Source organism: Shewanella sp. SM23 (assembly GCF_025654295.1).
Lineage (GTDB): Bacteria > Pseudomonadota > Gammaproteobacteria > Enterobacterales > Shewanellaceae > Shewanella > Shewanella oncorhynchi.
The window spans coordinates 48,572-73,597 of the sequence record NZ_JAKKRM010000020.1 but is presented as its reverse complement, the minus strand read 5'-3'; the positions used below and the strand labels follow the sequence as shown (position 1 = coordinate 73,597).

23 protein-coding genes are annotated in these 25,026 nt (G+C 44.0%); 4 read left to right on the top strand and 19 right to left on the bottom strand.

What is annotated here, in order from left to right:
* Window positions 1-530: 530 nt before the first annotated feature.
* Entirely contained in the window at window positions 531-1,958 is a 1,428-nt protein-coding gene (gene ccoG, locus L5L98_RS19290) for a cytochrome c oxidase accessory protein CcoG (RefSeq protein WP_105250769.1), read from the bottom strand.
* Between the two features lie 91 nt (window positions 1,959-2,049).
* Between ccoG and L5L98_RS19285 the strand changes: the two genes are divergently transcribed.
* The 3 genes from L5L98_RS19285 (at window position 2,050) to L5L98_RS19275 (ending at window position 3,817) form a co-directional block, all read left to right on the top strand.
* Window positions 2,050-2,400 (top strand): hypothetical protein, encoded by a 351-nt coding sequence (locus tag L5L98_RS19285; RefSeq protein WP_219252105.1) that lies wholly within the window; start codon window positions 2,050-2,052, stop codon window positions 2,398-2,400.
* Between the two features lie 124 nt (window positions 2,401-2,524).
* Window positions 2,525-3,430 carry a 1,4-dihydroxy-2-naphthoyl-CoA synthase gene (locus L5L98_RS19280; RefSeq protein WP_113941423.1) on the top strand — a complete coding sequence of 302 codons (906 nt, stop codon included), beginning with the start codon at window positions 2,525-2,527 and terminating at the stop codon, window positions 3,428-3,430.
* 183 nt (window positions 3,431-3,613) lie between these two features.
* Window positions 3,614-3,817: a DUF2061 domain-containing protein gene (locus L5L98_RS19275; RefSeq protein ID WP_105250772.1), complete on the top strand. Its 204-nt coding sequence runs from the start codon at window positions 3,614-3,616 to the stop codon at window positions 3,815-3,817.
* 108 nt (window positions 3,818-3,925) lie between these two features.
* Here L5L98_RS19275 and glmS read toward each other — a convergent pair whose 3' ends face one another.
* The 18 genes from glmS to mioC form a co-directional block, all read right to left on the bottom strand.
* Window positions 3,926-5,755, bottom strand: coding sequence for a glutamine--fructose-6-phosphate transaminase (isomerizing) (glmS, locus tag L5L98_RS19270; RefSeq protein ID WP_131524527.1), 1,830 nt, complete (start codon window positions 5,753-5,755; stop codon window positions 3,926-3,928).
* A gap of 44 nt (window positions 5,756-5,799) precedes the next feature.
* Entirely contained in the window at window positions 5,800-6,570 is a 771-nt protein-coding gene (locus L5L98_RS19265; RefSeq protein WP_131524526.1) for a DeoR/GlpR family DNA-binding transcription regulator, read from the bottom strand.
* Between the two features lie 202 nt (window positions 6,571-6,772).
* Window positions 6,773-8,893: a TonB-dependent receptor gene (locus tag L5L98_RS19260; RefSeq protein ID WP_263142901.1), complete on the bottom strand. Its 2,121-nt coding sequence runs from the start codon at window positions 8,891-8,893 to the stop codon at window positions 6,773-6,775.
* Between the two features lie 276 nt (window positions 8,894-9,169).
* Window positions 9,170-10,534 carry a bifunctional UDP-N-acetylglucosamine diphosphorylase/glucosamine-1-phosphate N-acetyltransferase GlmU gene (glmU, locus tag L5L98_RS19255; protein ID WP_219255776.1) on the bottom strand — a complete coding sequence of 455 codons (1,365 nt, stop codon included), beginning with the start codon at window positions 10,532-10,534 and terminating at the stop codon, window positions 9,170-9,172.
* Window positions 10,535-10,732: 198 nt separating this feature from the next.
* The gene (locus L5L98_RS19250) at window positions 10,733-11,161 is read right to left on the bottom strand and encodes a F0F1 ATP synthase subunit epsilon (RefSeq protein ID WP_105250790.1); all 429 of its coding nucleotides are present in this window, start codon (window positions 11,159-11,161) and stop codon (window positions 10,733-10,735) included.
* Between the two features lie 36 nt (window positions 11,162-11,197).
* On the bottom strand, window positions 11,198-12,589 hold the full coding sequence (gene atpD / locus L5L98_RS19245) for a F0F1 ATP synthase subunit beta (RefSeq protein ID WP_105250791.1): 1,392 nt from the start codon (window positions 12,587-12,589) through the stop codon (window positions 11,198-11,200).
* A 35-nt stretch (window positions 12,590-12,624) separates the two neighbouring features.
* Window positions 12,625-13,485 (bottom strand): F0F1 ATP synthase subunit gamma, encoded by an 861-nt coding sequence (gene atpG, locus L5L98_RS19240; protein WP_006084762.1) that lies wholly within the window; start codon window positions 13,483-13,485, stop codon window positions 12,625-12,627.
* Between the two features lie 50 nt (window positions 13,486-13,535).
* Window positions 13,536-15,077, bottom strand: a complete 1,542-nt coding sequence (gene atpA, locus L5L98_RS19235; RefSeq protein ID WP_168827626.1) for a F0F1 ATP synthase subunit alpha — start codon at window positions 15,075-15,077, stop codon at window positions 13,536-13,538.
* Between the two features lie 14 nt (window positions 15,078-15,091).
* On the bottom strand, window positions 15,092-15,625 hold the full coding sequence (gene atpH, locus L5L98_RS19230; protein WP_006083842.1) for a F0F1 ATP synthase subunit delta: 534 nt from the start codon (window positions 15,623-15,625) through the stop codon (window positions 15,092-15,094).
* A 15-nt stretch (window positions 15,626-15,640) separates the two neighbouring features.
* Window positions 15,641-16,111 (bottom strand): F0F1 ATP synthase subunit B, encoded by a 471-nt coding sequence (gene atpF / locus L5L98_RS19225; RefSeq protein WP_006083841.1) that lies wholly within the window; start codon window positions 16,109-16,111, stop codon window positions 15,641-15,643.
* A gap of 37 nt (window positions 16,112-16,148) precedes the next feature.
* Complete coding sequence (gene atpE / locus L5L98_RS19220; RefSeq protein WP_006083840.1) at window positions 16,149-16,400, bottom strand: F0F1 ATP synthase subunit C; 252 nt, start codon at window positions 16,398-16,400, stop codon at window positions 16,149-16,151.
* Between the two features lie 64 nt (window positions 16,401-16,464).
* Window positions 16,465-17,259, bottom strand: coding sequence for a F0F1 ATP synthase subunit A (atpB, locus tag L5L98_RS19215; RefSeq protein WP_105250793.1), 795 nt, complete (start codon window positions 17,257-17,259; stop codon window positions 16,465-16,467).
* A gap of 12 nt (window positions 17,260-17,271) precedes the next feature.
* Window positions 17,272-17,655: an ATP synthase subunit I gene (locus L5L98_RS19210; protein ID WP_105250794.1), complete on the bottom strand. Its 384-nt coding sequence runs from the start codon at window positions 17,653-17,655 to the stop codon at window positions 17,272-17,274.
* Between the two features lie 225 nt (window positions 17,656-17,880).
* Window positions 17,881-18,759: a ParB/RepB/Spo0J family partition protein gene (locus tag L5L98_RS19205; protein ID WP_131524523.1), complete on the bottom strand. Its 879-nt coding sequence runs from the start codon at window positions 18,757-18,759 to the stop codon at window positions 17,881-17,883.
* Window positions 18,760-18,768: 9 nt separating this feature from the next.
* A complete protein-coding gene (locus tag L5L98_RS19200) occupies window positions 18,769-19,557 on the bottom strand; it encodes a ParA family protein (RefSeq protein WP_105250796.1) in 789 nt (262 codons plus the stop codon).
* A 73-nt stretch (window positions 19,558-19,630) separates the two neighbouring features.
* Window positions 19,631-20,251 (bottom strand): 16S rRNA (guanine(527)-N(7))-methyltransferase RsmG, encoded by a 621-nt coding sequence (gene rsmG / locus L5L98_RS19195; RefSeq protein ID WP_263142890.1) that lies wholly within the window; start codon window positions 20,249-20,251, stop codon window positions 19,631-19,633.
* Between the two features lie 117 nt (window positions 20,252-20,368).
* Window positions 20,369-22,258: a tRNA uridine-5-carboxymethylaminomethyl(34) synthesis enzyme MnmG gene (mnmG, locus tag L5L98_RS19190; RefSeq protein WP_263142889.1), complete on the bottom strand. Its 1,890-nt coding sequence runs from the start codon at window positions 22,256-22,258 to the stop codon at window positions 20,369-20,371.
* 439 nt (window positions 22,259-22,697) lie between these two features.
* The gene (gene mioC / locus L5L98_RS19185; protein WP_105250799.1) at window positions 22,698-23,138 is read right to left on the bottom strand and encodes an FMN-binding protein MioC; all 441 of its coding nucleotides are present in this window, start codon (window positions 23,136-23,138) and stop codon (window positions 22,698-22,700) included.
* A gap of 250 nt (window positions 23,139-23,388) precedes the next feature.
* Between mioC and L5L98_RS19180 the strand changes: the two genes are divergently transcribed.
* Window positions 23,389-24,942, top strand: a complete 1,554-nt coding sequence (locus tag L5L98_RS19180; protein WP_131524519.1) for an oligopeptide:H+ symporter — start codon at window positions 23,389-23,391, stop codon at window positions 24,940-24,942.
* The last annotated feature ends 84 nt before the right edge of the window (window positions 24,943-25,026 follow it).

Below are 25,026 nucleotides of genomic sequence, written 5' to 3'. Positions count from 1 at the left end.
TAGGGCGTATGCGGTATTAGCAGCAGTCGTTTCCAACTGTTATCCCCCTCGACTGGGCAGATCCCTAGGCATTACTCACCCGTCCGCCGCTCGCCACCTCAGGAGTAAACTCCACAGATTTCTTGTTTTATCTTGTTAAAGAGCAACTCAATATTCGTAAGAGAACTTGAGTACCACACTGAGCGCCGAACGCTTCCAGTTGGCTAGGGCTGCGTATTCTACGCATTTCCCGTTTCGCGTCAAGGAGTATTTTACAACTTCTTGCTGCGCTTGAATTAAGTGCTTAAAAGCGACTCAATTCAACCTAACTCGTCAGCTGCTTAACGCCGTCTGCCGTGTCAGTGGATGCGCATTATAGGGAGCAGGAGATTTTGTGCAAGGGCTTTTTGTAGGAAAATAACGATTAATGGTTTAGACGTTTACTTATCAAACGATACGTATAAAAAAGGGGCTAAAAAGCCCCTTTATCTCGATTAAGTCTGGCAATCTATATGAGTCACGCTCAGCTAGATCATCATAAATACTGTTATCTATGGACTAAAGAAGCGAGATTCTTGCTCAACTTCGACTTCTTCACCGTCGATATGAGTTTTCACTTTTATCTCGATATTAGTAACTGAACGAGACAGCTCAACCGGATCGATACCGACACTAATAGGGAGAGTTAACACTTCACCACCAGCAATAGTGACCGAAGTTGGACCGTACCATTTATAGTTGTCTAATCCTTCGACACTCATAGTGTATTCGTGGGATTGCTCAGTCTTATTAAGAATCTTCAAGGTGAAGGTGTTTTCAATCAAACCTTGATTGTTCTCTCTATAGAGCTGGTTACGGTCACGAATGATGTCCATACGCACAGGTGCTATGGTCGCACTGGAGTATATAAAGACTAATATCATAGCTATCAGTACCACGCCATAACCGACAAGTTTAGGTCGCAGCACTTTTTGCTTAATTCCTTCTAACTTGTTCTCGGTGGTATAACTGATAAGCCCTTTTTCATATCCCATACGATCCATGGTTTGATCGCAGGCATCGATACAAGCGCCGCAGTTAATACACTCATATTGCAGACCATTACGAATGTCGATTCCCGTAGGACATACCTGCACACACAAGTCACAGTCGATACAGTCGCCAAGCCCTAGCTCTTTAGGGTCATCTTTGCGTGAACGCGGACCACGGGTCTCACCACGTTTAGTATCGTAACCCACGATAAAAGTATTCTTATCGAACATGGCCGCTTGGAAACGAGCATAAGGACACATGTGGATACACATGATTTCACGCATCCAACCCGCATTGCCGTATGTGGCAAGTGTAAAAAACACGACCCAGAAGTAGATACCGCCAGAAGCATTAAGTGTAAATACGTCGACATAGACTTCACGACTTGGCACAAAATAGGACACAAAGGTCATCGCCGTCATCAGTGAGAGCAATAGCCAGGCCGTATGTTTTGCCGTTTTACGCCAGAGTTTGTCAAAGCTCCATGGCATTTGATCTAACTTAATACGTTTATTGCGTGCGCCTTCAAGTTTTTCCTCGAACCAGATGAACATAAAGGTCCATACTGTTTGGGGGCAAGTGTATCCACACCAAACACGGCCAAGATAGGTGGTCACAAAAAACAGAGCGAAGGCAGCGATCATAAACAACGCTGCAAGCAAGGTGAGATCCTGCGGCCAAATCGTTAAACCGAAGACGTGAAACTTTTGTTCGCCCAAGTTAAACCATACGGCTTGACGGTCGCCCCAAGGGATCCAAGGTAAAAGTAGGAAAAATAACATGGCGATCCAGCCCATGCGGCGACGTACGCTACTCCACAAACCGTCTATGGCTCGGACATAAATCCGATTACGAGGATTAAAGCGATCGGCTTTACTCGCATCTGGCTGGTGAATCTTAATTCGATTGGTTTTCGAATAGTCCTTGTTGTTAGATTCTGAGTTCATCGTTACAGCCTTTTACTGCTTTAATATTGGACGAAAACTAGCTTATTATACCCATATTCTTAATGGTTATTCACTTATGTTGGACTAAAAGATGAAAGGTTGGATCATATTGGCGCTACTCGCGGGTGCTTTATATTACTTATACACAGAAACAGATAAATTAGATGTTCCTATTGCAAAGACTGAGGTGATGATCAAAGAAATAGAGAATAAAGTTGACTCTATGACAGGAACAAAAATTATTAAAATCGACCATAAACTAGCTAAGGTAAGAACCGACATAATAGAACGTTTATCCACATTAGAACTCGAAGCCTTCAATCAAATTCCAATGACACCCGAGTCTATTGCCGACTTTAAGGCTAACTATTGCGGTACTATGGCACCTCAACATCCAGTGTTTAGCAAAGATAATCAGCTTTATCTATGTGATCACCTCTAATCATTACAGACTCATAGGCAAACGGGATTTTGCTATATAGCGCTAAGGTTTAGACTTAGGTGATTGACCTTATATATGATTCCGCCTAGCCTTTGAGGCATTACAGCATAAAGGCCTATGAATCATGACCCAACAAGTATCAGACATTTTTGATCCCACCCTATGGGATGAAGTCAGTGGATTTCATTTCGACGATATTACTTACCACAGAGCCAAAGCGCACGGTACAGTACGCATTGCCATTAATCGCCCAGAGTGCCGCAACGCCTTCCGACCTAAAACCGTTGATGAATTATTTATCGCACTCGACCATGCACGCCAATGGTCTGATGTGGGTTGCGTACTGCTTACGGGTAACGGTCCTTCGGCAAAAGATGGTGGCTGGGCGTTCTGTTCAGGTGGCGATCAACGTATTCGCGGCAAAGATGGCTATAAATATGAAGGCGCCGAAGAAGGTAAAGCCGATCAAGCCAGAATGGGCCGCTTACATATATTAGAAGTGCAACGCCTTATCCGCTTTATGCCTAAAGTGGTCATCGCCGTTGTGCCAGGTTGGGCGGTGGGTGGCGGCCATAGTTTACACGTAGTGTGCGACTTAACCTTAGCCTCGAAAGAACACGCAATATTTAAACAAACCGATCCCGATGTTGCGAGCTTCGACTCAGGTTATGGCAGTGCTTATCTCGCCAAAATGATAGGTCAAAAACGTGCCCGCGAAATCTTCTTCTGTGGTTTTAACTACAGTGCCGATGAAGCCTTCGACATGGGTATGGTTAATAAATCCGTTCCCCATGCAGAGCTAGAAACCGAAGCATTAATGTGGGCGAAAGAGATTAACTCTAAATCACCTACGGCTATGCGTATGCTTAAATACGGCTTCAACATGACAGACGATGGCATGGTCGGTCAGCAATTATTTGCCGGTGAAGCGACGCGTTTAGCCTATGCGAGCGCCGAAGCACAGGAAGGACGCGATGCCTTCCTCGAAAAACGCGATCAAGATTTTTCAGCCTTCCCTTGGCACTACTAATTTTAGAATCGTATTAATTTACGTTTAAATACTCAAAGCCCTCCATCGTGAGGGCTTTATGTTTTTTACAACGGATAAATAGATAAAACCGTTTAAACTAATCTGAAAACACAGCTTTTAATTTTAATGAGAATTGTTATCATCTAGATATTCCCGATGGGAGCCTATTTAGAGGACAAGATCATGACTAAGACACTCACTTTTGCTGTACTACATTTTAGCGTCGCTTTTACCGTAACCTATTTATTAACTGGCAGCGTAGTCGTCGGTGGCGCAGTAGCCTTAGTAGAACCCGCGATTAACACTGTAGTGTTTTACTTCCATGACAAAGTGTGGAAACGCATTGAGGCAAAAAAGCAGCACGAGCTAGATGCCATTCCAGCATAGAAAGTTAAGCCACCAGCATTTGCTATTACTGTAAGTTAATCGTCATTTTGTCGTGAATCTAAATGAAAAAACCGCCAATAAAAGCGGTTTTCATTTAAATATCTCTATTTATTCTACTGTTACAGATTTTGCCAAGTTACGTGGTTGATCCACGTCAGTACCTTTGATTAATGCAACATGGTACGACAATAGCTGTAAAGGAATAGTGTAGATCAGTGGCGCCATAAAGATGTCACAGTGTGGCACAGGGATCACTTTCATCGTGTCATCCGACTCAAACTCGGCATCCACATCGGCAAACACATACATTAAGCCGCCACGGGCACGCACTTCTTCAACATTCGATTTCAGTTTTTCGAGCAATTCATTGTTTGGCGCAACGACAATCACTGGCATATCGGCATCGATAAGCGCTAGTGGGCCGTGTTTTAATTCGCCAGAGGCATAAGCTTCAGCATGAATATAAGAAATCTCTTTCAGCTTTAACGCGCCTTCCATCGCAATCGGATATTGATCGCCACGGCCAAGGAATAATGCATGGTGTTTATCGGCAAAATCTTCAGCCAGTTCAGCAATCGCAGCATCTAAACCTAAAGCTTGTTCCACTTTTGCTGGCATAGATTGTAGGCTTTGAGTGATTTGGGCCTGCATTTGATCAGACATACCATTGTGGCGACCGATCACCGCAGTCAACATTAATAAGCCAGCAAGTTGTACTGTGAAAGCTTTAGTCGATGCCACGCCAATCTCGGCGCCCGCTTTCATCATGTAAGCCATGTCAGATTCGCGAACCAGTGATGAACCTGGCGCATTACAAATCGTCAATGTGGCTTTGTAACCCATTTCTTTCGCTAAGCGCATGGCCGCTAAGGTATCGGCAGTTTCACCCGATTGTGAAATCGTCACCAACAGGCTATTTGGGAATAAGTGCGACTTGCGATAACGGAATTCAGAGGCAATTTCGACGTTACAAGACACGCCAGCCCAATCTTCTAACCAGTAACGTGCCGCCATGCCCGCATGGTAACTAGTACCACAGGCGATGATTTGCACATGTTTGATATCTTTTAAAAACTCAGCAGCGTTGTCACCAAAAGCCGTGTCTAGCACTTGCTTATTAGCAATACGACCTTCAATTGTGCGCGTCAGTGCCAATGGCTGCTCGTAAATTTCTTTAAGCATATAGTGGCGATATTCGCCTTTGTCACCGGCATCGTGGGTAATTTCAGATTCTTTGACTTCACGCTCAACGGCATTACCGTTTAAGTCGAAAATACTCACGCTGCGACGGGTCACTTCGGCCACATCACCTTCTTCTAGGAAAGCAAATGAGCGAGTGACGGGTAATAAGGCGAGTTGATCTGAAGCGACAAAGTTTTCACCTAAACCAAAACCAATCACCAATGGACTACCAGAGCGAGCAACAACCATACGTTCACTATCACGACGGTCAATAACGACTGTGCCATAGGCGCCTTCGAGTTGTTTAACTGTGGCTTGTACAGCACCAAGTAGAGTGCTATGGGTTTTCAGCTCATGGTGCACTAAGTGACAAATCACTTCGGTATCGGTATCTGAACTAAAGTTGTAACCTAAACCTTTAAGCATTTCGCGCAGTTTATTGTGGTTTTCGATAATACCGTTGTGCACCACGGCAATATCACCTTCCGATAAATGCGGATGAGCATTACGCTCACTCGGCTCACCGTGGGTCGCCCAACGAGTGTGCGCGATACCAGTTCCGCCCGCTAATGGGTCAGTTTCAAGCGCAGCCGACAACTCTTGTACTTTGCCAACGCGGCGCGTACGGTTGAGTTCACCATTGTGAATAACGGCAACGCCTGCAGAGTCATATCCGCGATATTCTAAACGGCGTAAGCCTTCTACCAGAATTTCAGCCACATCCCTTTGCGCCACGGCGCCTACGATTCCACACATAGTCTTTACCTATAAATTAAAATGAAGTTGTTAAGCTATTTTGTCTATTGAGCGTAGGGCGCTAACATAACTCGCACGCCCTGATCTGAAATTTGTTTGAGCGCACTCTCGTCGATACGTGAGTCGGTGACCAACACACTGACCTTGGACCACGGTAACTCTAAGTTAGGGATCCGCTTGCCGATTTTGTCTGAATCGACCATAACGATCACTTCGCGGGAAACTTCGGCCATCACTTTGCTTAGGCCTGTTAACTCGTTAAAAGTGGTGGTCCCGCGTTCAAGATCGATACCATCGGCACCGATAAACAGTTGGTCGAAATTATATGAACGCAACACTTGCTCGGCGACTTGACCTTGAAAGGATTCAGAATGCGGGTCCCAAGTGCCACCGGTCATCAATAGAGTTGGCTCGTTTTCGAGTTCATGGATGGCATTGGCAAGGTGCAATGCATTGGTCATGACAACCAGCCCGCGCTTATCGTTTAGCTGTTCAATCAAGCCAGAAGTTGTAGTGCCGCTATCAATAATGATGCGATTGTGATCTTTAATCAGCTGCGCGGCAGTTTTCGCAATAGACAGCTTATTAGGCGCGATTTTGGCAGAAAACTGCTGGGTCACTTCGTCTGGAATCGCCACGGCGCCACCGTAACGGCGCAATAATAAACCCGTTTTCTCAAGCGCAGCCAGATCTTTGCGAATCGTCACTTCTGAGGTTTCAAAACGTAACGACAGTTCATCAACGCTCACTTCACCCTGTTCGTTCAATATGGTGATTATGCTGTGGCGACGCTGCTGTGTGTTTCGTTTATTCATAAAACCTTTCAGTTAAGTTTCGATTCGAAAGATACATTATAGTGAAACGAAACTTTTTTGCTAGTCATACGAAACACACTTTTGCATGATCCAAGCAATTTTTTTATCTGTCTAGCCAGTCAACTTGGAAATTAGCCCATAAAAAAGCAGTTTATCCTTTAGGGATAAACTGCTTTAAATGGATTAAAAATCCTAATAAGTATTAGAACTTAGCTTCAACAGCAACACTGAAGTTACGATCTTGGCCAATCGTCACCATCTTATCACTGCCACCATCTAAATATTCAGTATCAAAGAGGTTTCTGACGTTGGCACGAATACTGACATCTTTACCCATGATATCCATAGTGTAGGCTGCACCTATATCAAAACGCACATAACCATCTTTGGTAATGCTGTTATCTTTATCGGCGAAGCGCTCACCCACATAAATAGCACCAAAGTTCATCGCAAAGTTGTCAGTTACTTCATAACGAGTCCAGATATTCGCCGACCACTCAGGCGCATCAATAGGAGTTTTACCATCTAAGATTTTCCCATCGATCTTGCCAGCACCCGTTTTATATTCCGCATCTAAATACATCATAGAAGAAGTCACAAACCAGCTATCACCTAACTGACCTTGGGCACCAACTTCAAAGCCGCGGTGATGCTGCTCACCACCTTGAGTAGTAATAGTTTTATTGCCATCACTCGTTTCGGGAATATCTTGCTCTATGGTGACATTAGAAACCGTAATATCAAACAGGGCTGCTGTTAACAGTAGGCTGTCATCAAACAACTCCCACTTAGTCCCTAGTTCATATTGAGTACCGTACTCAGGTTTCAGGTTATCTCCATGATTGACATCTTCAGAACTGGTTACTGAACCCTGTGGTGTAAAGCTTTTTGAATAATTAACGTAAATGCTACCATTAGCCATTGGCGAGTAAATTACCCCAAACTTAGGCGACACGGCATAGCTGTTTTCACCTTCTCCGTCTTTCTTCTGTTCGTCGTAACGCACACCAGCAAGCAATTTCCATTGATCATTAAGCGTCATCAAATCCTGTAAATAGAAACCGTAATACTTGTATTCGCTTGGGTTGCTTAGCTTACCTTGGTGATAATCAAGATCTTGCTGAATAATTGGTTGCCCAGGAATTACGGGCTGACTTTTGCCTTTCTGAATTTGCTGCTGATAGAAATAGTCTAAATAGTTAGCTCCAATAAGGAATTGATGCTCCATTCCTGCCAAAGAAAATTCACCCGTGAAATCGACATAGGCCGTTTTATGCTGCCAATCGTCATAACGGTCGAATGGTTTGATGTTATAACCATCTTTGAATGGATCTTCAGAGCCTTCAATCAAACTTGGCGCAGAGTCTAAACGTTGGCGATTAAACTGCTGATCGTTATAACCGACTTTGATTTTCCAATCATCACTCATCTGCCAAGTTAAATCGGCACCTAAGTTAGAGACTGTGTTATCGGTAAAGGCCCAAGGTGCATCCCATACGGTTTTACGTTCACCGATAACATTACCTTGTTTATCTAACCACCCACCCGCATCAATGCCTGCTTTATCTTGGGTATGATCGTACTTAACCGATAACAGAACATCATCACTGACATCAAATTCTAAGTTTAAGTAGCCCAACCAACGGTCACGCTCTTGGTTCTCATCGTTAGCGGAATACTCACGCCAGTATTTTGTGTCTTGCTTCACTAACACGCCGCGGTAACGAAGACTCTGAGCATCATTTAAGCTGCCGCCAGCATCTAGCTGAGCACGGGTCGAACCAAAACCATCAGTATCAAAACCTAAATCGAGCATTGAATCATAGGTCGGTTTCTTAGTGACCATATTCACTAAACCACCAGGGCCAGATTGGCCGTACAACATGCTCGAAGGACCTTTCAATACTTCGACTTGCTGTAAAGTTTCAATTGGTTGTACGTAGTGAGACCATTGTTGATGGCCATTGATAAGATAACCATTACCCGAATCGAGCTCGAAGCCGCGGATACTGAAGACTTGACGGTTCCAGCGTGTGGTTCCCGCTGTCACACTCGAATCATTAACTAATACTTCCGCTAGATTGGTTGCCAACTGTTCATCAGTCACAAAATCAGGGATAACATTAACAGACTGTGGAGTATCCATTAAGTCGATATCGCCACGCATGGCACCCGATGCACTACCGACTTTATAGTCGTTAAAAGTACGGCCAGTCACATTGATGCGCTCAATATTTTTATCGCTCGCCACTTCTGCAATAACCGGCATAGCCATTAATGCCGAGCCTACAGCTAAACCTATAACTGAATAATTAAATACCATTGCCAACACCTCAAATAGACCTTTCGTCTTAGAATTGCAGGCAATATAAATGAGAAGTGTTTTTATTTTCTCTTCTTTACGAAAATTTACAATTGAGTGTGATAGTGATCAAATTAACTTAAAAACCAACAATTTGCACATACCACAAAAACATGAAGTAAATCTTAATTATTAAGCATTACTTAATAAAAAGGCTTTTTAGTGCAACACATTGAACACAATAAAGATAAAAGCGGCACATGGCCGCTTTTTTGACATTAAGTTGAGTTTTAAAACTTACTTTTTAATTTTCACTGGACGTTGCCAACCTGTGAGGTGTTTTTGTTTAACACGAGTGATCACTAACTCATTCTCACCTACATCACGGGTAATCGTTGAACCGGCCCCTAAAGTTGCCCCTTTACCTATGGTCACTGGAGCCACCAACTGAGTGTCAGAGCCGACAAAGACGTTATCTTCGATAACAGTAAGATGCTTATTCGCGCCATCATAGTTGCAGGTAATAGTACCAGCACCAATGTTGACGCCATCACCAATGATGGCATCGCCTAAATAGGCTAAGTGCCCTGCTTTTGATCCCACGCCAATCACCGCTTTTTTCACTTCAACAAAGTTGCCTATATGTGCATCTTGCTTAAGCTCTGCTCCCGGACGTAAACGGGCAAATGGGCCAGCACTGGCAGCAACGCCAAGCGTAGCACCTTCGATAATAGAGTAAGGCTTGATCTCAGCATCATCGGCAATCTCGCAATCAATTAAAATCGCGCCTGCGCCAATAGTGACATTATTACCCAAGGTCACTTTGCCTTCGAATATCACATTAATATCGATCATCACATCCATACCAACAGTGACTTCACCACGGATATCGATACGGCTTGGGTCGCGAAGGTTCGCCCCCGCCAACATGAGCTTTTCGGCTTCACGAGCTTGGTAAGCACGTTCAAGTTGCGCTAATTGCATGCGATTATTGGCGCCTTCCACTTCAATGGCCGATTGTGGCTGAGCAGTATCAATAGCAACGCCATCAGCGTGCGCCATAGCAATAATATCCGTTAGATAATATTCACCTTGAGCATTATTGTTCGATAAACGGCTCAACCAAGTTTTAAGTTGTTTACCCGGAACCGCCATGATGCCGGTGTTAATTTCGTTGATCAGCAACTGTTCTGCAGTCGCATCTTTTTGCTCAATAATTCCAATGACTTTTCCTTGCTCACGGACAATACGGCCATAACCCATAGGATTAGCTAAATTCACTGTTAAAATAGCAACGCCATTTTCAGGACGGGCGTCGAGTAAGGCTTCGAGAGTTGATGTCTGGATCAACGGCACATCGCCATAAAGAATAAGTACTGTATCGCTGTCGGCGATATGTGGGCTAGCCTGTGCAACCGCATGACCTGTGCCTAATTGCTCGGCTTGCAATACCCAGTTAAGTTGTTGCTCACCCAAACAGGCTTGTAGCTTGTCGGCACCATAACCATAGACTAACTGAATAGAGTCACTGCCAACTTTATTAGCGGTATCGATGACATGTTGCACCATGCTCTTATGGGCGATGGGATGTAATACCTTAGGAAGATCAGAGCGCATCCGTGTTCCCTTGCCAGCCGCTAAGATCACTACATTTAATGCCATTACCATATCCTTGAACAAATACCCAAGAGGGTGAAAAATTACGGTCGATTTTGTGGCGCAATTTTAACGGAAAGCACATCGAAAAGCGAAGTAGATAGCAATGCTAGTCAATCAAAGACATGCAAGAATGCCAATCTATCCCATTTTTAGACACAAAAAAGGCGACCATAGGGTCGCCTTTTTTCACAAACAATAACCTTATCTGGCAATGTTTTTCTTGATGGTTTCAACAACACGTAATTGAGCCATAGCCTTAGCTAACTCAACCATAGCCGCGTCATAATTGAAGTCAGCGCCAGCAGTTGCCATATGGGCTTCTGCACGACGCTTAGCTTCTAATGCCGCTTGCTCATCAATATCTTTGGCACGCATAACCACATCAGCCAATACGGAGACAGAAGAAGGCTGCACTTCCAGAATACCACCTGAAAGGTAAAACACTTCTTCACTGCCGTCTTGCTTGACGATGCGCGCCATGCCAGGTTTGATATAACTAAGCAAAGGAGCGTGGCCATGCATTATGCCCAACTCACCTTCAGAACCAGTCACTTGCAGCGAAGCTACACGACCAGAGAAGATTTTGCTCTCTGCGCTTACAATATCAAGATGTACTGTCATGGCTGCCATCCCGTTCTCCTTAAAAAACTAAGTATGAATACTTAGTTATTTCTTTTTGTTCGCTTTCTCGATGACTTCATCGATTGAGCCAACCATGTAGAACGCTTGTTCTGGCAGGTGATCAAACTCACCGTTCAAAATACCCTTAAAGCCACGGATAGTGTCTTTCAGAGAAACGTACTTACCAGGAGATCCAGTAAAGACTTCTGCTACGAAGAAAGGCTGAGATAAGAAACGCTCAATCTTACGAGCACGGAATACGACAGTCTTGTCTTCATCAGACAATTCATCCATACCCAGAATCGCAATAATGTCTTTCAGCTCTTTGTAACGTTGCAGTACAGTTTGCACGCCGTTAGCAACGTCATAATGCTCTTGGCCAACAACCAATGGATCTAATTGACGTGAAGTCGAATCCAATGGGTCAACCGCTGGGTAAATACCCAGAGAAGCAATTTGACGTGACAGTACAACAGTCGCATCTAAGTGAGCGAAGGTTGTTGCTGGTGACGGATCGGTCAAGTCATCCGCAGGTACGTATACCGCTTGTACAGAAGTAATAGAACCCGTCTTAGTTGAAGTGATACGCTCTTGCAGAACGCCCATCTCTTCAGCCAATGTTGGTTGATAACCTACCGCAGAAGGCATACGACCTAACAGTGCAGATACTTCAGTACCGGCTAAGGTATAACGATAGATGTTGTCAACGAACAACAGTACGTCACGACCTTCGTCACGGAACTTCTCTGCCATAGTCAGACCAGACAGTGCAACACGCAAACGGTTACCTGGAGGCTCGTTCATCTGACCATAAACCATGGCCACTTTGTCGAGAACGCCAGAATCTTTCATCTCGTAGTAGAAGTCGTTACCTTCACGAGTACGTTCACCTACACCGGCGAATACAGAAAGACCCGAGTGGGCTTTAGCGATGTTGTTAATCAGTTCCATCATGTTAACTGTCTTACCAACACCCGCACCACCGAACAAACCGACTTTACCGCCCTTAGCGAATGGACAAACAAGGTCGATAACCTTGATGCCAGTCTCTAACAGTTCAGTAGAGCTTGATTGATCTTCGTATGAAGGAGCTGTACGGTGAATGACATAACGCTCTTCTTCACCGATTGGACCCGCTTCATCAATAGGCTCGCCTAATACGTTCATGATACGGCCAAGAGTGGCGGTACCAACTGGAACAGTAATAGGTGAACCTGAGTTTACTACTTCAAGACCACGACGCAGACCGTCAGAAGAACCCATAGCGATGGTACGAACTACACCACCACCTAGCTGTTGCTGAACTTCCAGCACCAAACCATTACACGGGCCTTCACCTACGATTTTCAGAGCGTCATATACTTGAGGTACGGCATCTTGTGGGAACTCTACGTCCACAACCGCGCCAATCACTTGGACAACAGTACCTGTGCTCATGATTAATCCTCTAAAACTTGTATTCGTTACCTAACCTAAACCGCAGAGGCACCAGAAACAATTTCCGACAGTTCCTGCGTAATCGCAGCCTGACGGGCCTTGTTATAGACCAGTTGCAAGTCGTTGATAAGCTCACCCGCGTTGTCTGTTGCCGACTTCATTGCCACCATACGGGCAGCTTGTTCAGAGGCAATGTTTTCAACAACACCTTGGTAAACCTGAGATTCTACATAACGGACCAATAAAGTATCCAAAAGTGCTTTTGGATCTGGCTCGTAGATATAATCCCAACGATGAGCAGTTTCATCATCTTCTGATTTAGGCAAAGGTAGCAGCTGCTCGATCACAGGAGTCTGCGTCATAGTATTCACAAATTTGTTAAATACCACGTACAGACGATCCAGCTTGCCTTCGTTGTAAGCTTCTAGCATGACACCGACTGTCCCGATCAAGTCAGCGAGCTTTGGAGCATCGCCTAAACCTGAAGCGTGAGCAGACACTTGTCCACCGAAGTTTTTGAAAAACTGCACACTACGTGCACCGATAGGGCAAAATTCAAATTCTGCACCTTGGGCTTTCCAGCTTTTCACGTCTGCAATAACCTTTTTGAAAAGGTTAACGTTCAGACCACCACAAAGGCCACGGTCGGTTGCTACAACAATGTAACCAACCCGCTTAGCCTCTCTCACCTCCAAATAGGGGTGTTTATACTCGAGAGAACCTTGCGCGACGTGACCGATCACCTTACGCATGCTTTCCGCATATGGACGGCTCGCAGCCATGCGTTCCTGCGCTCTGCGCATTTTGCTGGCTGCCACCATTTCCATGGCGGACGTGATCTTCTGAGTGTTTTTCACACTCGCGATCTTGGTTTTAATCTCTTTAGCGCCGGCCATCTCTACTCTCCAATCTGGACCTGAGGTGTCTTAAGACACCTCTATCATTGTTACCAGGTTTGGGTTGCTACGAACTTGTCGAGGCCAGCTTTTAATTCAGCTTCGATATCAGCGCTATAATCGCCAGTATCATTGATAAGCTTCATTAAAGGAGCATGCTCGCTGTTCATGAACGAGAGCAGAGCGGCTTCGAAATTACCGACCTTATTCAGCTCAACACTCTTCAGGTAACCTTTTTCAGCTGAGAAAATAGACACAGCTTGAGCGGCTACGCTCATAGGAGCATATTGCTTTTGCTTCATCAGTTCGGTAACACGCACACCATGCTCAAGCTGAGCACGTGTTGCATCGTCAAGATCAGATGCAAATTGCGAGAACGCAGCAAGCTCACGATACTGTGCTAGTGCGGTACGAATACCACCAGACAGTTTCTTGATGATCTTAGTCTGAGCCGCACCACCAACACGAGAAACAGAAATACCTGGGTTAACCGCTGGACGTAGGCCAGAGTTAAACAGATCGGTCTCAAGGAAGATCTGACCATCGGTAATAGAAATTACGTTGGTCGGTACGAATGCAGAAACGTCACCCGCTTGCGTTTCAATAATCGGCAGCGCGGTTAAAGAACCAGTTTTGCCAGTTACTGCACCTTTAGTGAACTTCTCTACATAAATCGCGTTAACGCGTGATGCACGCTCTAATAAACGTGAGTGTAGATAGAATACGTCACCTGGGTAAGCTTCACGGCCTGGTGGACGCTTGAGCAGTAACGAAATTTGACGATAAGCAACTGCTTGCTTAGACAAATCATCGTATACGATCAAAGAATCTTCACCGCGGTCACGGAAGTATTCACCCATAGAACAACCAGAATATGGCGCTAAGTATTGTAGAGCAGCGGCTTCAGAAGCAGTTGCAACAACAACGATAGTGTTAGCTAACGCACCGTGTTCTTCTAGCTTGCGTACTACGTTAGCGATAGTAGAAGCCTTTTGGCCAATCGCGACGTATACACATTTAATGCCAGAATTTTTCTGGTTGATAATTGCGTCGATCGCCATTGCTGTTTTACCAGTTTGACGGTCGCCAATGATCAATTCACGTTGACCACGCCCGATCGGGATCATGGCATCAACGGCTTTGTAACCAGTTTGAACTGGTTGATCAACAGACTGACGTTCAATAACACCTGGTGCGATAACTTCAATTGGCGAGAAACCATCGTTATCGATAGGTCCTTTACCGTCAATTGGCTCACCTAGAGTGTTAACAACGCGGCCAAGAAGACCGCGGCCAACTGGAACTTCCAGAATACGGCCAGTCGTTTTCACTTTTACGCCTTCTGCTAAATCAGCATAAGGACCCATTACTACGGCACCGACAGAATCACGTTCAAGGTTCAACGCGATTGCAAAACGGTTACCAGGCAGTTCGATCATCTCACCTTGCATCACGTCGGCTAGGCCGTGGATGCGGATGATGCCGTCACTTACCGCAACGATAGTACCTTCGTTACGAGATTCGCTAACGACTTCGAACTGCTCGATCCGCTGCTTAATCAGATCGCTGATTTCAGTGGAATTCAGTTGCATGCTCAAACTCCCAATTACGACTGCAGCTTATCAGACAGACGCGATAACTTACCGCGGACCGAGCCATCGATGACTAGGTCTCCTGTCTTAATGATTACACCGGCGATGAGCGCGGCGTCAGTGCTACAATTCAGCTTAACTTTGCGTGCGAGACGTTTCTCTAAAGAAATACTAATCTGCTGTTGTTGTTCAGAGCTCAACTCAGTTGCAGAAACCACATCGGCTTCTACTTCTTTTGCCCACTCATTACGGTATTCAGTAAATAACTGAGATACAGCAGGTAGCACCTTTAAGCGACCGTTTTCAGCCATTACCTTTATCAGGTTCTGACCTTGCACATTGACTTGCTCACCACACACACTAATAAAGAGTGCTGCGAGCTTAGTGCTGGCTAAAGAGCCAGCTAACAGTGGTTGCATGGTTTCGTTTTCACTCACCAATGCGGCAAACGTGAGCATTTCAGCCCAAGAATCCACTGCATCTTGTTCAATAGCAAAGTCAAAAGCTGCCTTTGCGTAAGGGCGAGCGATGGTGGTTAATTCAGCCATAACTCAACTCCCTTATCAAATTTCAGCGACTAGTTTATTAACTATGTCACTGTGGGCGGCTGGATCAATAGAACGCTCAAGGATCTTCTCAGCACCCATGATGGCAAGAGTAGCAACCTGCTTACGCAGATCCTCTTTGACGCGATTACGTTCAGCTTCAATTTCTGCTTTACCCTGAGCGATGATTTTAGCACGCTCAGCGTCTGCTTCGGTTTTGGCTTCTTCAACTATTTGAGCTTTACGCTTGTTAGCTTGCTCAATAATTTCATTAGCCGTTACCTTGGCTTCTTTTAGTTGGTCAGTCGCTTTCGCTTGTGCCAACTCCAGGTCTTTTACCGCACGATCAGCATCAGCTAGACCGTCAGCAATCCTTTTTTGGCGCTCTTCGATGGCATTCATCAAAGGGGGCCATACAAACTTCATGCAAAACCACACGAAGATGATAAAGGCGACCGTCTGACCGATTAGGGTAGCGTTGAAATTCACAACAGCCTCCTATTTAGAGTTAAGACAGAAGCGTTTTTTACAGCATTGCACCCAGTGGGTTGGTAAATAGCATAAATAATGCGATACCAACACCGATCATAGTTACGGCGTCAAGAAGACCCGCTACGATGAACATTTTAACTTGTAGCATAGGAGCCATTTCTGGTTGACGCGCAGCGCCTTCCAAGAACTTACCGCCTAATAAGCCGAAACCGATTGCAGTACCAAGAGCACCCATACCAATCAGCAGAGCAACAGCGATAGCTGTCATGCCTAAAATCGTTTCCATCTGTATCTCCAGTATCTAAATCTATATTAGTTGATGATTTAGTTTAAAATTTCTTCAGCAATCCTTAATGATCTTCATGCGCCATGCTTAAATAAACAATGGTCAACATCATGAAGATAAACGCCTGCAGCGTGATAACCAAAATGTGGAATATTAACCAGCCCAGTTGCAGAGTCACACCTAGGGTAGATAATAACAAGTTGGTACCATACATCAGCGCAATAAGGATGAAGATCAACTCACCTGCGTACAAGTTACCAAAGAGTCGCAATGCCAATGAAATTGGCTTAGCAATCAAAGTAACAGTCTCTAATAGGAGGTTGACGGGTATCATTGCCTTATGGTTAAAGGGCTGTAGTGTCAATTCTTTAACAAACCCAGACACACCTTTGACCTTAATGCTGTAAAAAATAATCAGCACGAACACACCAATAGCTAAGCTAAAAGTAATGTTAACGTCAGTCGTCGGAACCGCTTTTAGATAGGGAATACCCATTAAACTTGCTGCGTGAGGCAGCCAATCTACAGGGATCATATCCATGAAGTTCATCATGAATACCCATACAAAAATGGTCAGAGCTAAAGGCGCGATCAGAGCATTGCGACCATGAAAACTTTCTTTCACGCTGTTATTTACGAACTCGACGATAATCTCAACAAAACATTGCAGTTTGCCAGGAACACCGGAAGTCGCTTTTTTACCAACGCTGCGGAAAATCCACAGGAACAGAACACCAAGACCAACCGAAAAGAACAACGAATCAATGTGCCATGTCCAAAAGCCTTCACCAACACTTAAGTTGGTAAGGTGATGTTGGATATAGCCCTGCGGTGTTAACGCTTCACCAGTTGCAGCCATGATTCATCCCACTTAACTTTGCTTGAAGTATAAAGGAGCTGTCCAATGCACGATTAGCGTCAGCACATAACAAACAAAAAGCGGCATAAAAGCGACCTTAAGATTGATAAACACAAACGAAAACATTGCGATGGTTAACAGCAACTTTACCGCTTCCCCCCAGTAAAAAGTCTTTATGACTTTTGCAGCTGAACTTGCTCCCGTGTGGGAGAAAGCGAGGGTTGCGAATACAAAATTAGGGAGCACAGCGATTGAACCACCTGCTAATGCAGAATAGCCAAACTGAACTCCCCACACGGCGAAAAAGAGAATTGAAGCACCCCCAGCGACCGCCGCCTGCATCATCACCAATTTATAGGCTGACCACCGGCCACGACGCGCTAAAACCTTACTCAATTCATCCTCTCCGCATTCATACTTTTTGTTTCGATGACCGGATGACAAATACCCGTATTTATGTCGATGCACAAAAAGCTTGCGAAAGTATACCTTTTCACGCCTTCATTGCAACTTTGAGATAAGGAAAAACAACACTTTTAACGTGATCTCGCGCCAAACGAGTTAAAACGTAAGATTAGCATCTGTCACAAATTTACATTAAAAACTGTTAATCTACAGACATTAATGAATTTTACTAAGAATTCCGTCTAATTCAGCCAGATTCTGATAGTTAATTACAATTTTACCCGTGCCCTTACTGCTATGAGCGATCGAAACCTTGGCACCTAATCTTTCAATTAACTGCTGCTCTAAACGACAAACATCTTGATCTTTAGTCGTAGTTTCGGCTTGTTTAGGCGGATTTAAGGTTTGATTAATTAATCGTTCAGTTTCGCGAACGGTTAATTCCTTAGCGGCCACTAATCTCGCAAGATTTGTTTGTTCTTCTCCCTCAATTGCCAACAAAGCGCGAGCATGACCCATATCAATGTCGCCATACTCGAGTAGACGCTTAACCGGCTCATTTAAGCCGTTTAAACGTAACAAGTTAGATACACTCGCTCTGGATTTTCCCACAACATCGGCAACCTGTTGGTGAGTCAGTTCAAACTCTTGCATTAAACGTTGCAATGCAATGGCTTCTTCCATGGCATTTAAGTCTTCACGCTGGATGTTTTCAATCAAAGCAATAGCAACAGCGGCTTCATCAGGTACTTGCTTTACTATGCAGGGGATTTTATTCAAGCCAGCAAGTTGCGCAGCACGCCAACGACGTTCACCCGCAATGATCTCATACATGTTATTCGTCACTTGTCTCACAACGATAGGCTGAATAATGCCTTGGTTGCGGATAGAGTGTGCCAGTTCTTCCAACGCTTCGGGGGACATGTCTTTACGAGGTTGATACTTACCTGGCTGTAATAAGTCTAAATCGAGATGGATAAGCTCTTCTTTTTTATCGACAACATCAGCTTCGTCAGTGTGCTTTTTACTGGCGGCATGACTGTTACTCAGTAGGGCATCTAACCCTTTGCCTAATCCTCTTTTTTTCAACGTCATGGTGATCCTTTACGCTTGCTTAGCCTGAGTTTGTTGTTCTGAACGACGGATCATTTCACCCGCAAGCGCTAGATACGCCTTAGCGCCAGCACTCGATTTATCGTAATACATAGCAGGCGCTCCAAAACTTGGTGCTTCTGCTAGCCTCACATTACGTGGGATAACGGTACGATAGACTTTGTCACCAAAATGTTGTTTTAGCTGATCGGACACATCATTAGACAAACGATTACGCGGATCATACATAGTACGTAAAATGCCTTCGATGCCAAGTCCAGGATTAACCATAGCAGCAAGCTTAGTGATGGTATCAATCAGCGCAGTTAAGCCTTCGAGGGCATAATATTCACACTGCATAGGCACGAGTACAGAGTCGGCCGCAGACATAGCGTTTACGGTCAACATGTTCAATGAAGGAGGGCAGTCGATAAAGATATAATCATATTGATCTTTGATCGGTGCGAGCGCGTTACGCAAACGGATCTCTCGGGCAAAAAACTCCATCAATTTGATTTCTGCCGCAGTGACATCGCCATTACTGGCGATCAGATCATACTTACCCGCAGTGTTTTTAATGACGATCTCGTCGAAGGATTTTTCTTCAACCAATAATTCATAGGCTGTATTAGCTACGTCATACTTATCGACACCGCTCCCCATGGTGGCATTACCTTGAGGATCGAGATCGATCAATAATACTTTACGTTTTGTTGCTGCTAACGAAGCGGCGAGGTTAACGCAAGTAGTTGTTTTTCCTACGCCACCTTTCTGGTTAGCCACGGCAATCACTTTACCCACAATATCACCCTGTATGTAAATGCTGGTTTATTGCCCTTGCTTATAAATGATTTATTTATCACTTTTAAGCCTGTTATCCTTTGATTATCTTCAATAAATGTCTTTTTTCATCGAGTTTAGGCACCTTAAGCTCGATAACTTCTTTCACCACAAATCCACTTGGAATATGTTGCATCTCTTCATCATTCAACTGGCCTTTAAGTGCATAAAACTGTCCGTGTTCAGCGGGGAGATGATGGCACCAAGTCAGCATATCTTGGATTGAGGCAAATGCACGACTTAATACGCCGTCGAATTTATCCTCCGGTTGATAAGCTTCTACGCGGCTTTCAACTGAGCTGATGTTATGTATGCCTAATTCAAAAGACACTTGTTTTTGAAAACGAATACGTTTACCTAAGCTATCCAATAACACAAATTTTTTATCGGGATTCATAATGGCTAACGGGATCCCAGGTAAACCCGGTCCAGTGCCTACATCGATAAAACGTTCACCTTGCAGGTGTTTTGAAACCACTAAACTGTCCATGATATGACGGATCAGCATAGCTTCGGGATCTCTCACCGATGTCAGGTTATAGGCTTTATTCCATTTGTTGAGCATACCAACAAAATCAATTAGTTGTTTTTTCTGCTCGACGGTTGCGGGCAAATTAATTTCGGCTAAATAAGCCTCTAACTGGGCAGATAACACTGAGCAACCTCAACAAAGATACGATTATGAACGTGAAGGCTATTATGAAGCCCGAAAACGATGAAGGGAAGCCTGAATGCTTCCCTTCTATGACCTAAGCAGCGATTAAGCTAGCTTTTACGCACTCTTACGTAATAAACCACGCTTTTTGAGGTGAACCAACAAAATTGAAATAGCCGCAGGCGTAATACCAGAGATCCGTGAGGCTTGGCCTATGGTTTCTGGTTTATGGTTATTTAACTTAGCAATCACCTCGTTCGATAAGCCCGGTACTTCTTTATAATCGAGCGTCAAAGGTAAACCAGTGTTCTCATTACGCACAGCTTTGTTGATCTCTTCCTGCTGACGTTGAATATAACCAGAATACTTAACTTGGATCTGAACTTGCTCAGCCGCCTGTGGATCTTCAAGCCCAGGACCAAAACCTTCGATCTGCATCAACTTGCTGTAATCCATTTCTGGACGACGCAGTAATTCTTCAAATGATGCTTCGCGAGAGATCGGCGTATTCAAGTGTGGATTTAACGCATGGATCAAAGGTGAATTTGGATGCACCCATTGGGCGCGCAAACGTTGTAACTCAAGTTCGATCGATTCTAACTTCTCACTAAATGCCGCCCAGCGAGTATCGTCAACTAAACCTAATTCGCGACCTTTTGCCGTTAAGCGAATATCAGCATTATCTTCACGGAGTAACAAACGGTATTCGGCACGGCTAGTAAACATGCGATATGGTTCTTTGGTACCCAGAGTTGATAAATCGTCAACTAGTACTCCAAGATATGCTTCGTCACGGCGTGGACACCAGGCTTCTTTGCCTTGTACTTGCAGTGAGGCATTCATGCCTGCTAATAAACCTTGAGCACCAGCTTCTTCATAACCTGTAGTGCCGTTTATTTGGCCTGCAAAGAATAAACCGTTGATCGCTTTGGTTTCTAATGAGTTTTTCAGATCTCTCGGATCGAAATAATCATATTCTATCGCATAACCTGGACGCATGATTTCTGCGTTTTCCATGCCTTTGATCGAACGTACTAAATTCAACTGTACATCAAAAGGTAAGCTAGTAGAGATCCCGTTAGGATAGATCTCATTGGTATTTAAACCTTCTGGTTCGATGAAGATCTGATGCGAAGATTTATCCGCAAAGCGGTGGATCTTGTCTTCAATCGATGGACAATAACGTGGACCAATACCTTCGATGACGCCTGAATACATAGGGCTTCTGTCTAAACCACCACGAATAATTTCATGGGTTTTTTCATTGGTGTGAGTGATCCAGCAAGATATTTGTTTTGGATGATGACTGACATCCCCCATAAATGACATGACAGGTAACGGAGAATCGCCTTTCTGTTCAGCCATTAGAGAAAAATCGATCGTGTTTGCATCGATACGTGGCGGTGTACCTGTTTTTAAACGTCCGACTCGGATCGGTAATTCACGTAATCGATTTGCTAAAGCAATCGCTGGTGGATCGCCTGCACGACCACCGCTGTAGTTTTCTAAGCCTATATGAATTTTGCCGCTTAAGAATGTACCTGTTGTTAATACAACAGCTGGAGATTCAAAAGCTAAACCCATTTGGGTAACTACACCAACTACTTGATGATTTTCAACAATTAAGTCATCTACGGCTTGTTGGAAAATACGTAAGTTAGGTTGGTTTTGTAATATATTTTGGATTTTTTGACGATACAGTGCACGGTCAGCTTGTGCACGTGTTGCTCGTACTGCTGGGCCTTTACTTGAATTTAAGGTTCTAAATTGGATCCCTGCATAATCGGTTGCGATTGCCATTGCACCACCTAAGGCGTCAATTTCTTTCACTAAATGGCCTTTGCCTATGCCACCGATCGCTGGATTACATGACATTTGTCCTAACGTATCGATATTGTGCGTTAGTAATAATGTTTTTGATCCCATTCTTGCTGCTGCCAACGCGGCTTCAGTTCCGGCATGACCACCACCAACAACAATAACATCAAACCGTTCATGAAAATGCATGCCACTACCTTCAATTGCTAAGAGACTCAGTACGAGCCGAGCATTTTAGCATTTGCTTCGTCTTAGGTGAATGATCATTTTACGCTGTTCGATCGAGATGATCCGGACTAATAGATCTTAAGATCTTTATATAGATCTTCTTATTATGTTTACTATTAGGATCGCGTTTTTCTGTGCATAACCCAAATTCATTATATAAATCATTAATTAGCGCGATCTTGATCCTGTGATCTGATCGCGATCTAATGTCATTAAACATGGGGATAGATCGCCTACTTATCCACAAGGCGGATCATTAAGCAGATCGGACTGTGAATAGTACAGAGGTTAATCAGATCTAAATAATAGCTTATCCACATGTTTATACTTTAAATAAGTAAATTGTGGATAAATAGGATCTAAACTGTACATAGATCGGGACCTTATCCAATAAGCGATCTTAAATGTCCTGTTGCCATTGTGCTAACCATGCAAGGGCTGGGTCTTCCGGCACAGGATCAAGCTGTACATCGATCTGGATCTTATCCACAAAGGCTTTTGCATCGCAGTCTTGAATGGCCGAAATTAATTTTTCTGGGCCTTGGCAAAAGGTATCGTAACTTGAGTCACCAATTGCACATAAGGCAAAGTTTACTTGGCTGAGATCCGGTTTTTGCTCGGTAATTTCGTTGAAAAAAGGCTGAATATTATCTGGAAGATCACCAGCTCCATGAGTTGATGACACGATAATCCACAGTGCATGGGTGTCTATTTCGCACAATGTTGGGGTTAAATGAACTTGAACTTGGTGTCCTTGCTCCGTTAATTGGGCCATCATTTCGTCGGCAACATACTCTGCACTGCCCAATGTTGTACCAACGATTACTTCAATCTTTGCCATTATGATTTCTCAGTGTGTTGTTGTTTTTAAAACTAATTTCAATTAAATAGATAGCTGAATGGCTATTATTATGTTCATCATAAAGGAAATGTGGATAGGACCACAGAAGCAATACGTGATTTTTGCAGTTTTTGCATCCTTTATATAAGGTTGGTTTCGCTTACATGTTACCTTTAGCTTCTTGATACATAATTAATATATTTAAAAAGTTAATTTCATTTAAAATCAAATAATTATAATAGGATGGTCCATGACAACACCCGTAAATGCGCCCCAGTGGCCACGGCAAATTCCTTACATCATAGCCAGTGAAGCTTGTGAACGTTTTAGCTTTTACGGTATGCGGAATATTCTTACCCCATTCTTGATGACAGCACTTTTGTTGTCTATTCCAGAAGAACTGCGCGGAACTATGGCTAAGGATGTGTTCCATTCCTTTGTCATTGGAGTGTATTTTTTCCCGTTACTCGGTGGTTGGATTGCCGATCGTTTTTTCGGTAAATACAATACTATCTTATGGTTAAGTTTAATTTATTGTGTTGGCCATGCATTTCTCGCTATTTTTGAACACAGTATTCAAGGGTTTTATACGGGATTATTTTTAATTGCGCTCGGATCGGGTGGGATTAAGCCCTTGGTTTCTTCCTTTATGGGAGATCAATTTGATCAAACCAATAAAACATTGGCGCAGAAAGCGTTTGATCTGTTTTATTTTACGATTAACTTTGGCTCCTTCTTTGCCTCGTTATCTATGCCATTACTATTGAAATATTATGGTGCTGCGGTCGCATTTGGGATCCCTGGTGTCTTAATGTTTATTGCAACTGTGTTCTTCTGGTTAGGTCGAAAACGTTATGTGCATATGCCACCCGAGCCGAAAAATCCCCATGGTTTTTTACCCGTTATTCGTACCGCATTGCTCACTAAAATCGCTGGTCAAGCCAACATAGGTTTAGTGTTAGCTTTAGTTGGGATAATTTCTGCAGCGTATGCCTTAGTGAATATTCCAACCTTAGGTATCGTTGCTGGTTTGTGTTGTGCGTTAGTGCTAGTGATGGGATTTGTTGGCGCTGGGGCTTCATTGCAACTCGAACGCGCTAGGGGGATCCATCCGGATATCGCCGTTGATGGGGTGCGTTCAGTACTACGGATCTTAATCTTATTTGCGTTAGTGACTCCTTTTTGGTCTTTGTTCGATCAGAAAGCGTCCACTTGGATATTGCAAGCCAATGACATGTCTAAACCGGAATGGTTTGAACCCGCTATGATGCAAGCTTTAAACCCATTATTAGTTATGTTACTGATCCCATTTAATAACTTTGTGTTATATCCGGCGATTGAGCGCATGGGTATAAAGTTAACTGCTTTGCGTAAAATGGGGGCAGGGATTGCCATCACGGGCGTGAGTTGGATAGTCGTTGGTAGCATTCAATTGGTGATGGATGGCGGCTCGGTATTATCAATCTTTTGGCAGATTGTGCCCTATGCTTTGCTCACCTTTGGTGAAGTATTAGTCTCTGCCACTGGGCTAGAGTTTGCCTACAGCCAAGCGCCTAAAGCCATGAAAGGCACTATCATGAGTTTTTGGACCTTATCAGTGACCGTCGGTAACTTATGGGTGTTACTGGCGAACGTCAGTGTGAAAAGTCCGGCTGTGACCGAACAAATTGCCCAGACGGGGATCAGCATTACCGCATTTCAGATGTTTTTCTTCGCAGGTTTTGCCATCTTGGCGGCATTGATGTTTGCGCTTTATGCAAGATCCTATCAAATGCAAGATCATTACCGCCACGTCGAATCATGAGGATGGGTGGAAATATTCGGTTGTAGATAAAAAATCAGCCCATATCGTATGGGCTGATTTATATGAAAATAATATTAAGGTTAG

Coding starts and splice junctions, on each gene's coding strand:
- ccoG (WP_105250769.1), bottom strand. CDS start 1,958: ATGAACTCAGAATCTAACAACAAGGACTATTCGAAAACCAATCGAATT.
- L5L98_RS19285 (WP_219252105.1), top strand. CDS start 2,050: ATGAAAGGTTGGATCATATTGGCGCTACTCGCGGGTGCTTTATATTAC.
- L5L98_RS19280 (WP_113941423.1), top strand. CDS start 2,525: ATGACCCAACAAGTATCAGACATTTTTGATCCCACCCTATGGGATGAA.
- L5L98_RS19275 (WP_105250772.1), top strand. CDS start 3,614: ATGACTAAGACACTCACTTTTGCTGTACTACATTTTAGCGTCGCTTTT.
- glmS (WP_131524527.1), bottom strand. CDS start 5,755: ATGTGTGGAATCGTAGGCGCCGTGGCGCAAAGGGATGTGGCTGAAATT.
- L5L98_RS19265 (WP_131524526.1), bottom strand. CDS start 6,570: ATGAATAAACGAAACACACAGCAGCGTCGCCACAGCATAATCACCATA.
- L5L98_RS19260 (WP_263142901.1), bottom strand. CDS start 8,893: ATGGTATTTAATTATTCAGTTATAGGTTTAGCTGTAGGCTCGGCATTA.
- glmU (WP_219255776.1), bottom strand. CDS start 10,534: ATGGCATTAAATGTAGTGATCTTAGCGGCTGGCAAGGGAACACGGATG.
- L5L98_RS19250 (WP_105250790.1), bottom strand. CDS start 11,161: ATGGCAGCCATGACAGTACATCTTGATATTGTAAGCGCAGAGAGCAAA.
- atpD (WP_105250791.1), bottom strand. CDS start 12,589: ATGAGCACAGGTACTGTTGTCCAAGTGATTGGCGCGGTTGTGGACGTA.
- atpG (WP_006084762.1), bottom strand. CDS start 13,485: ATGGCCGGCGCTAAAGAGATTAAAACCAAGATCGCGAGTGTGAAAAAC.
- atpA (WP_168827626.1), bottom strand. CDS start 15,077: ATGCAACTGAATTCCACTGAAATCAGCGATCTGATTAAGCAGCGGATC.
- atpH (WP_006083842.1), bottom strand. CDS start 15,625: ATGGCTGAATTAACCACCATCGCTCGCCCTTACGCAAAGGCAGCTTTT.
- atpE (WP_006083840.1), bottom strand. CDS start 16,400: ATGGAAACGATTTTAGGCATGACAGCTATCGCTGTTGCTCTGCTGATT.
- atpB (WP_105250793.1), bottom strand. CDS start 17,259: ATGGCTGCAACTGGTGAAGCGTTAACACCGCAGGGCTATATCCAACAT.
- L5L98_RS19205 (WP_131524523.1), bottom strand. CDS start 18,759: ATGACGTTGAAAAAAAGAGGATTAGGCAAAGGGTTAGATGCCCTACTG.
- mnmG (WP_263142889.1), bottom strand. CDS start 22,258: ATGCATTTTCATGAACGGTTTGATGTTATTGTTGTTGGTGGTGGTCAT.
- mioC (WP_105250799.1), bottom strand. CDS start 23,138: ATGGCAAAGATTGAAGTAATCGTTGGTACAACATTGGGCAGTGCAGAG.
- L5L98_RS19180 (WP_131524519.1), top strand. CDS start 23,389: ATGACAACACCCGTAAATGCGCCCCAGTGGCCACGGCAAATTCCTTAC.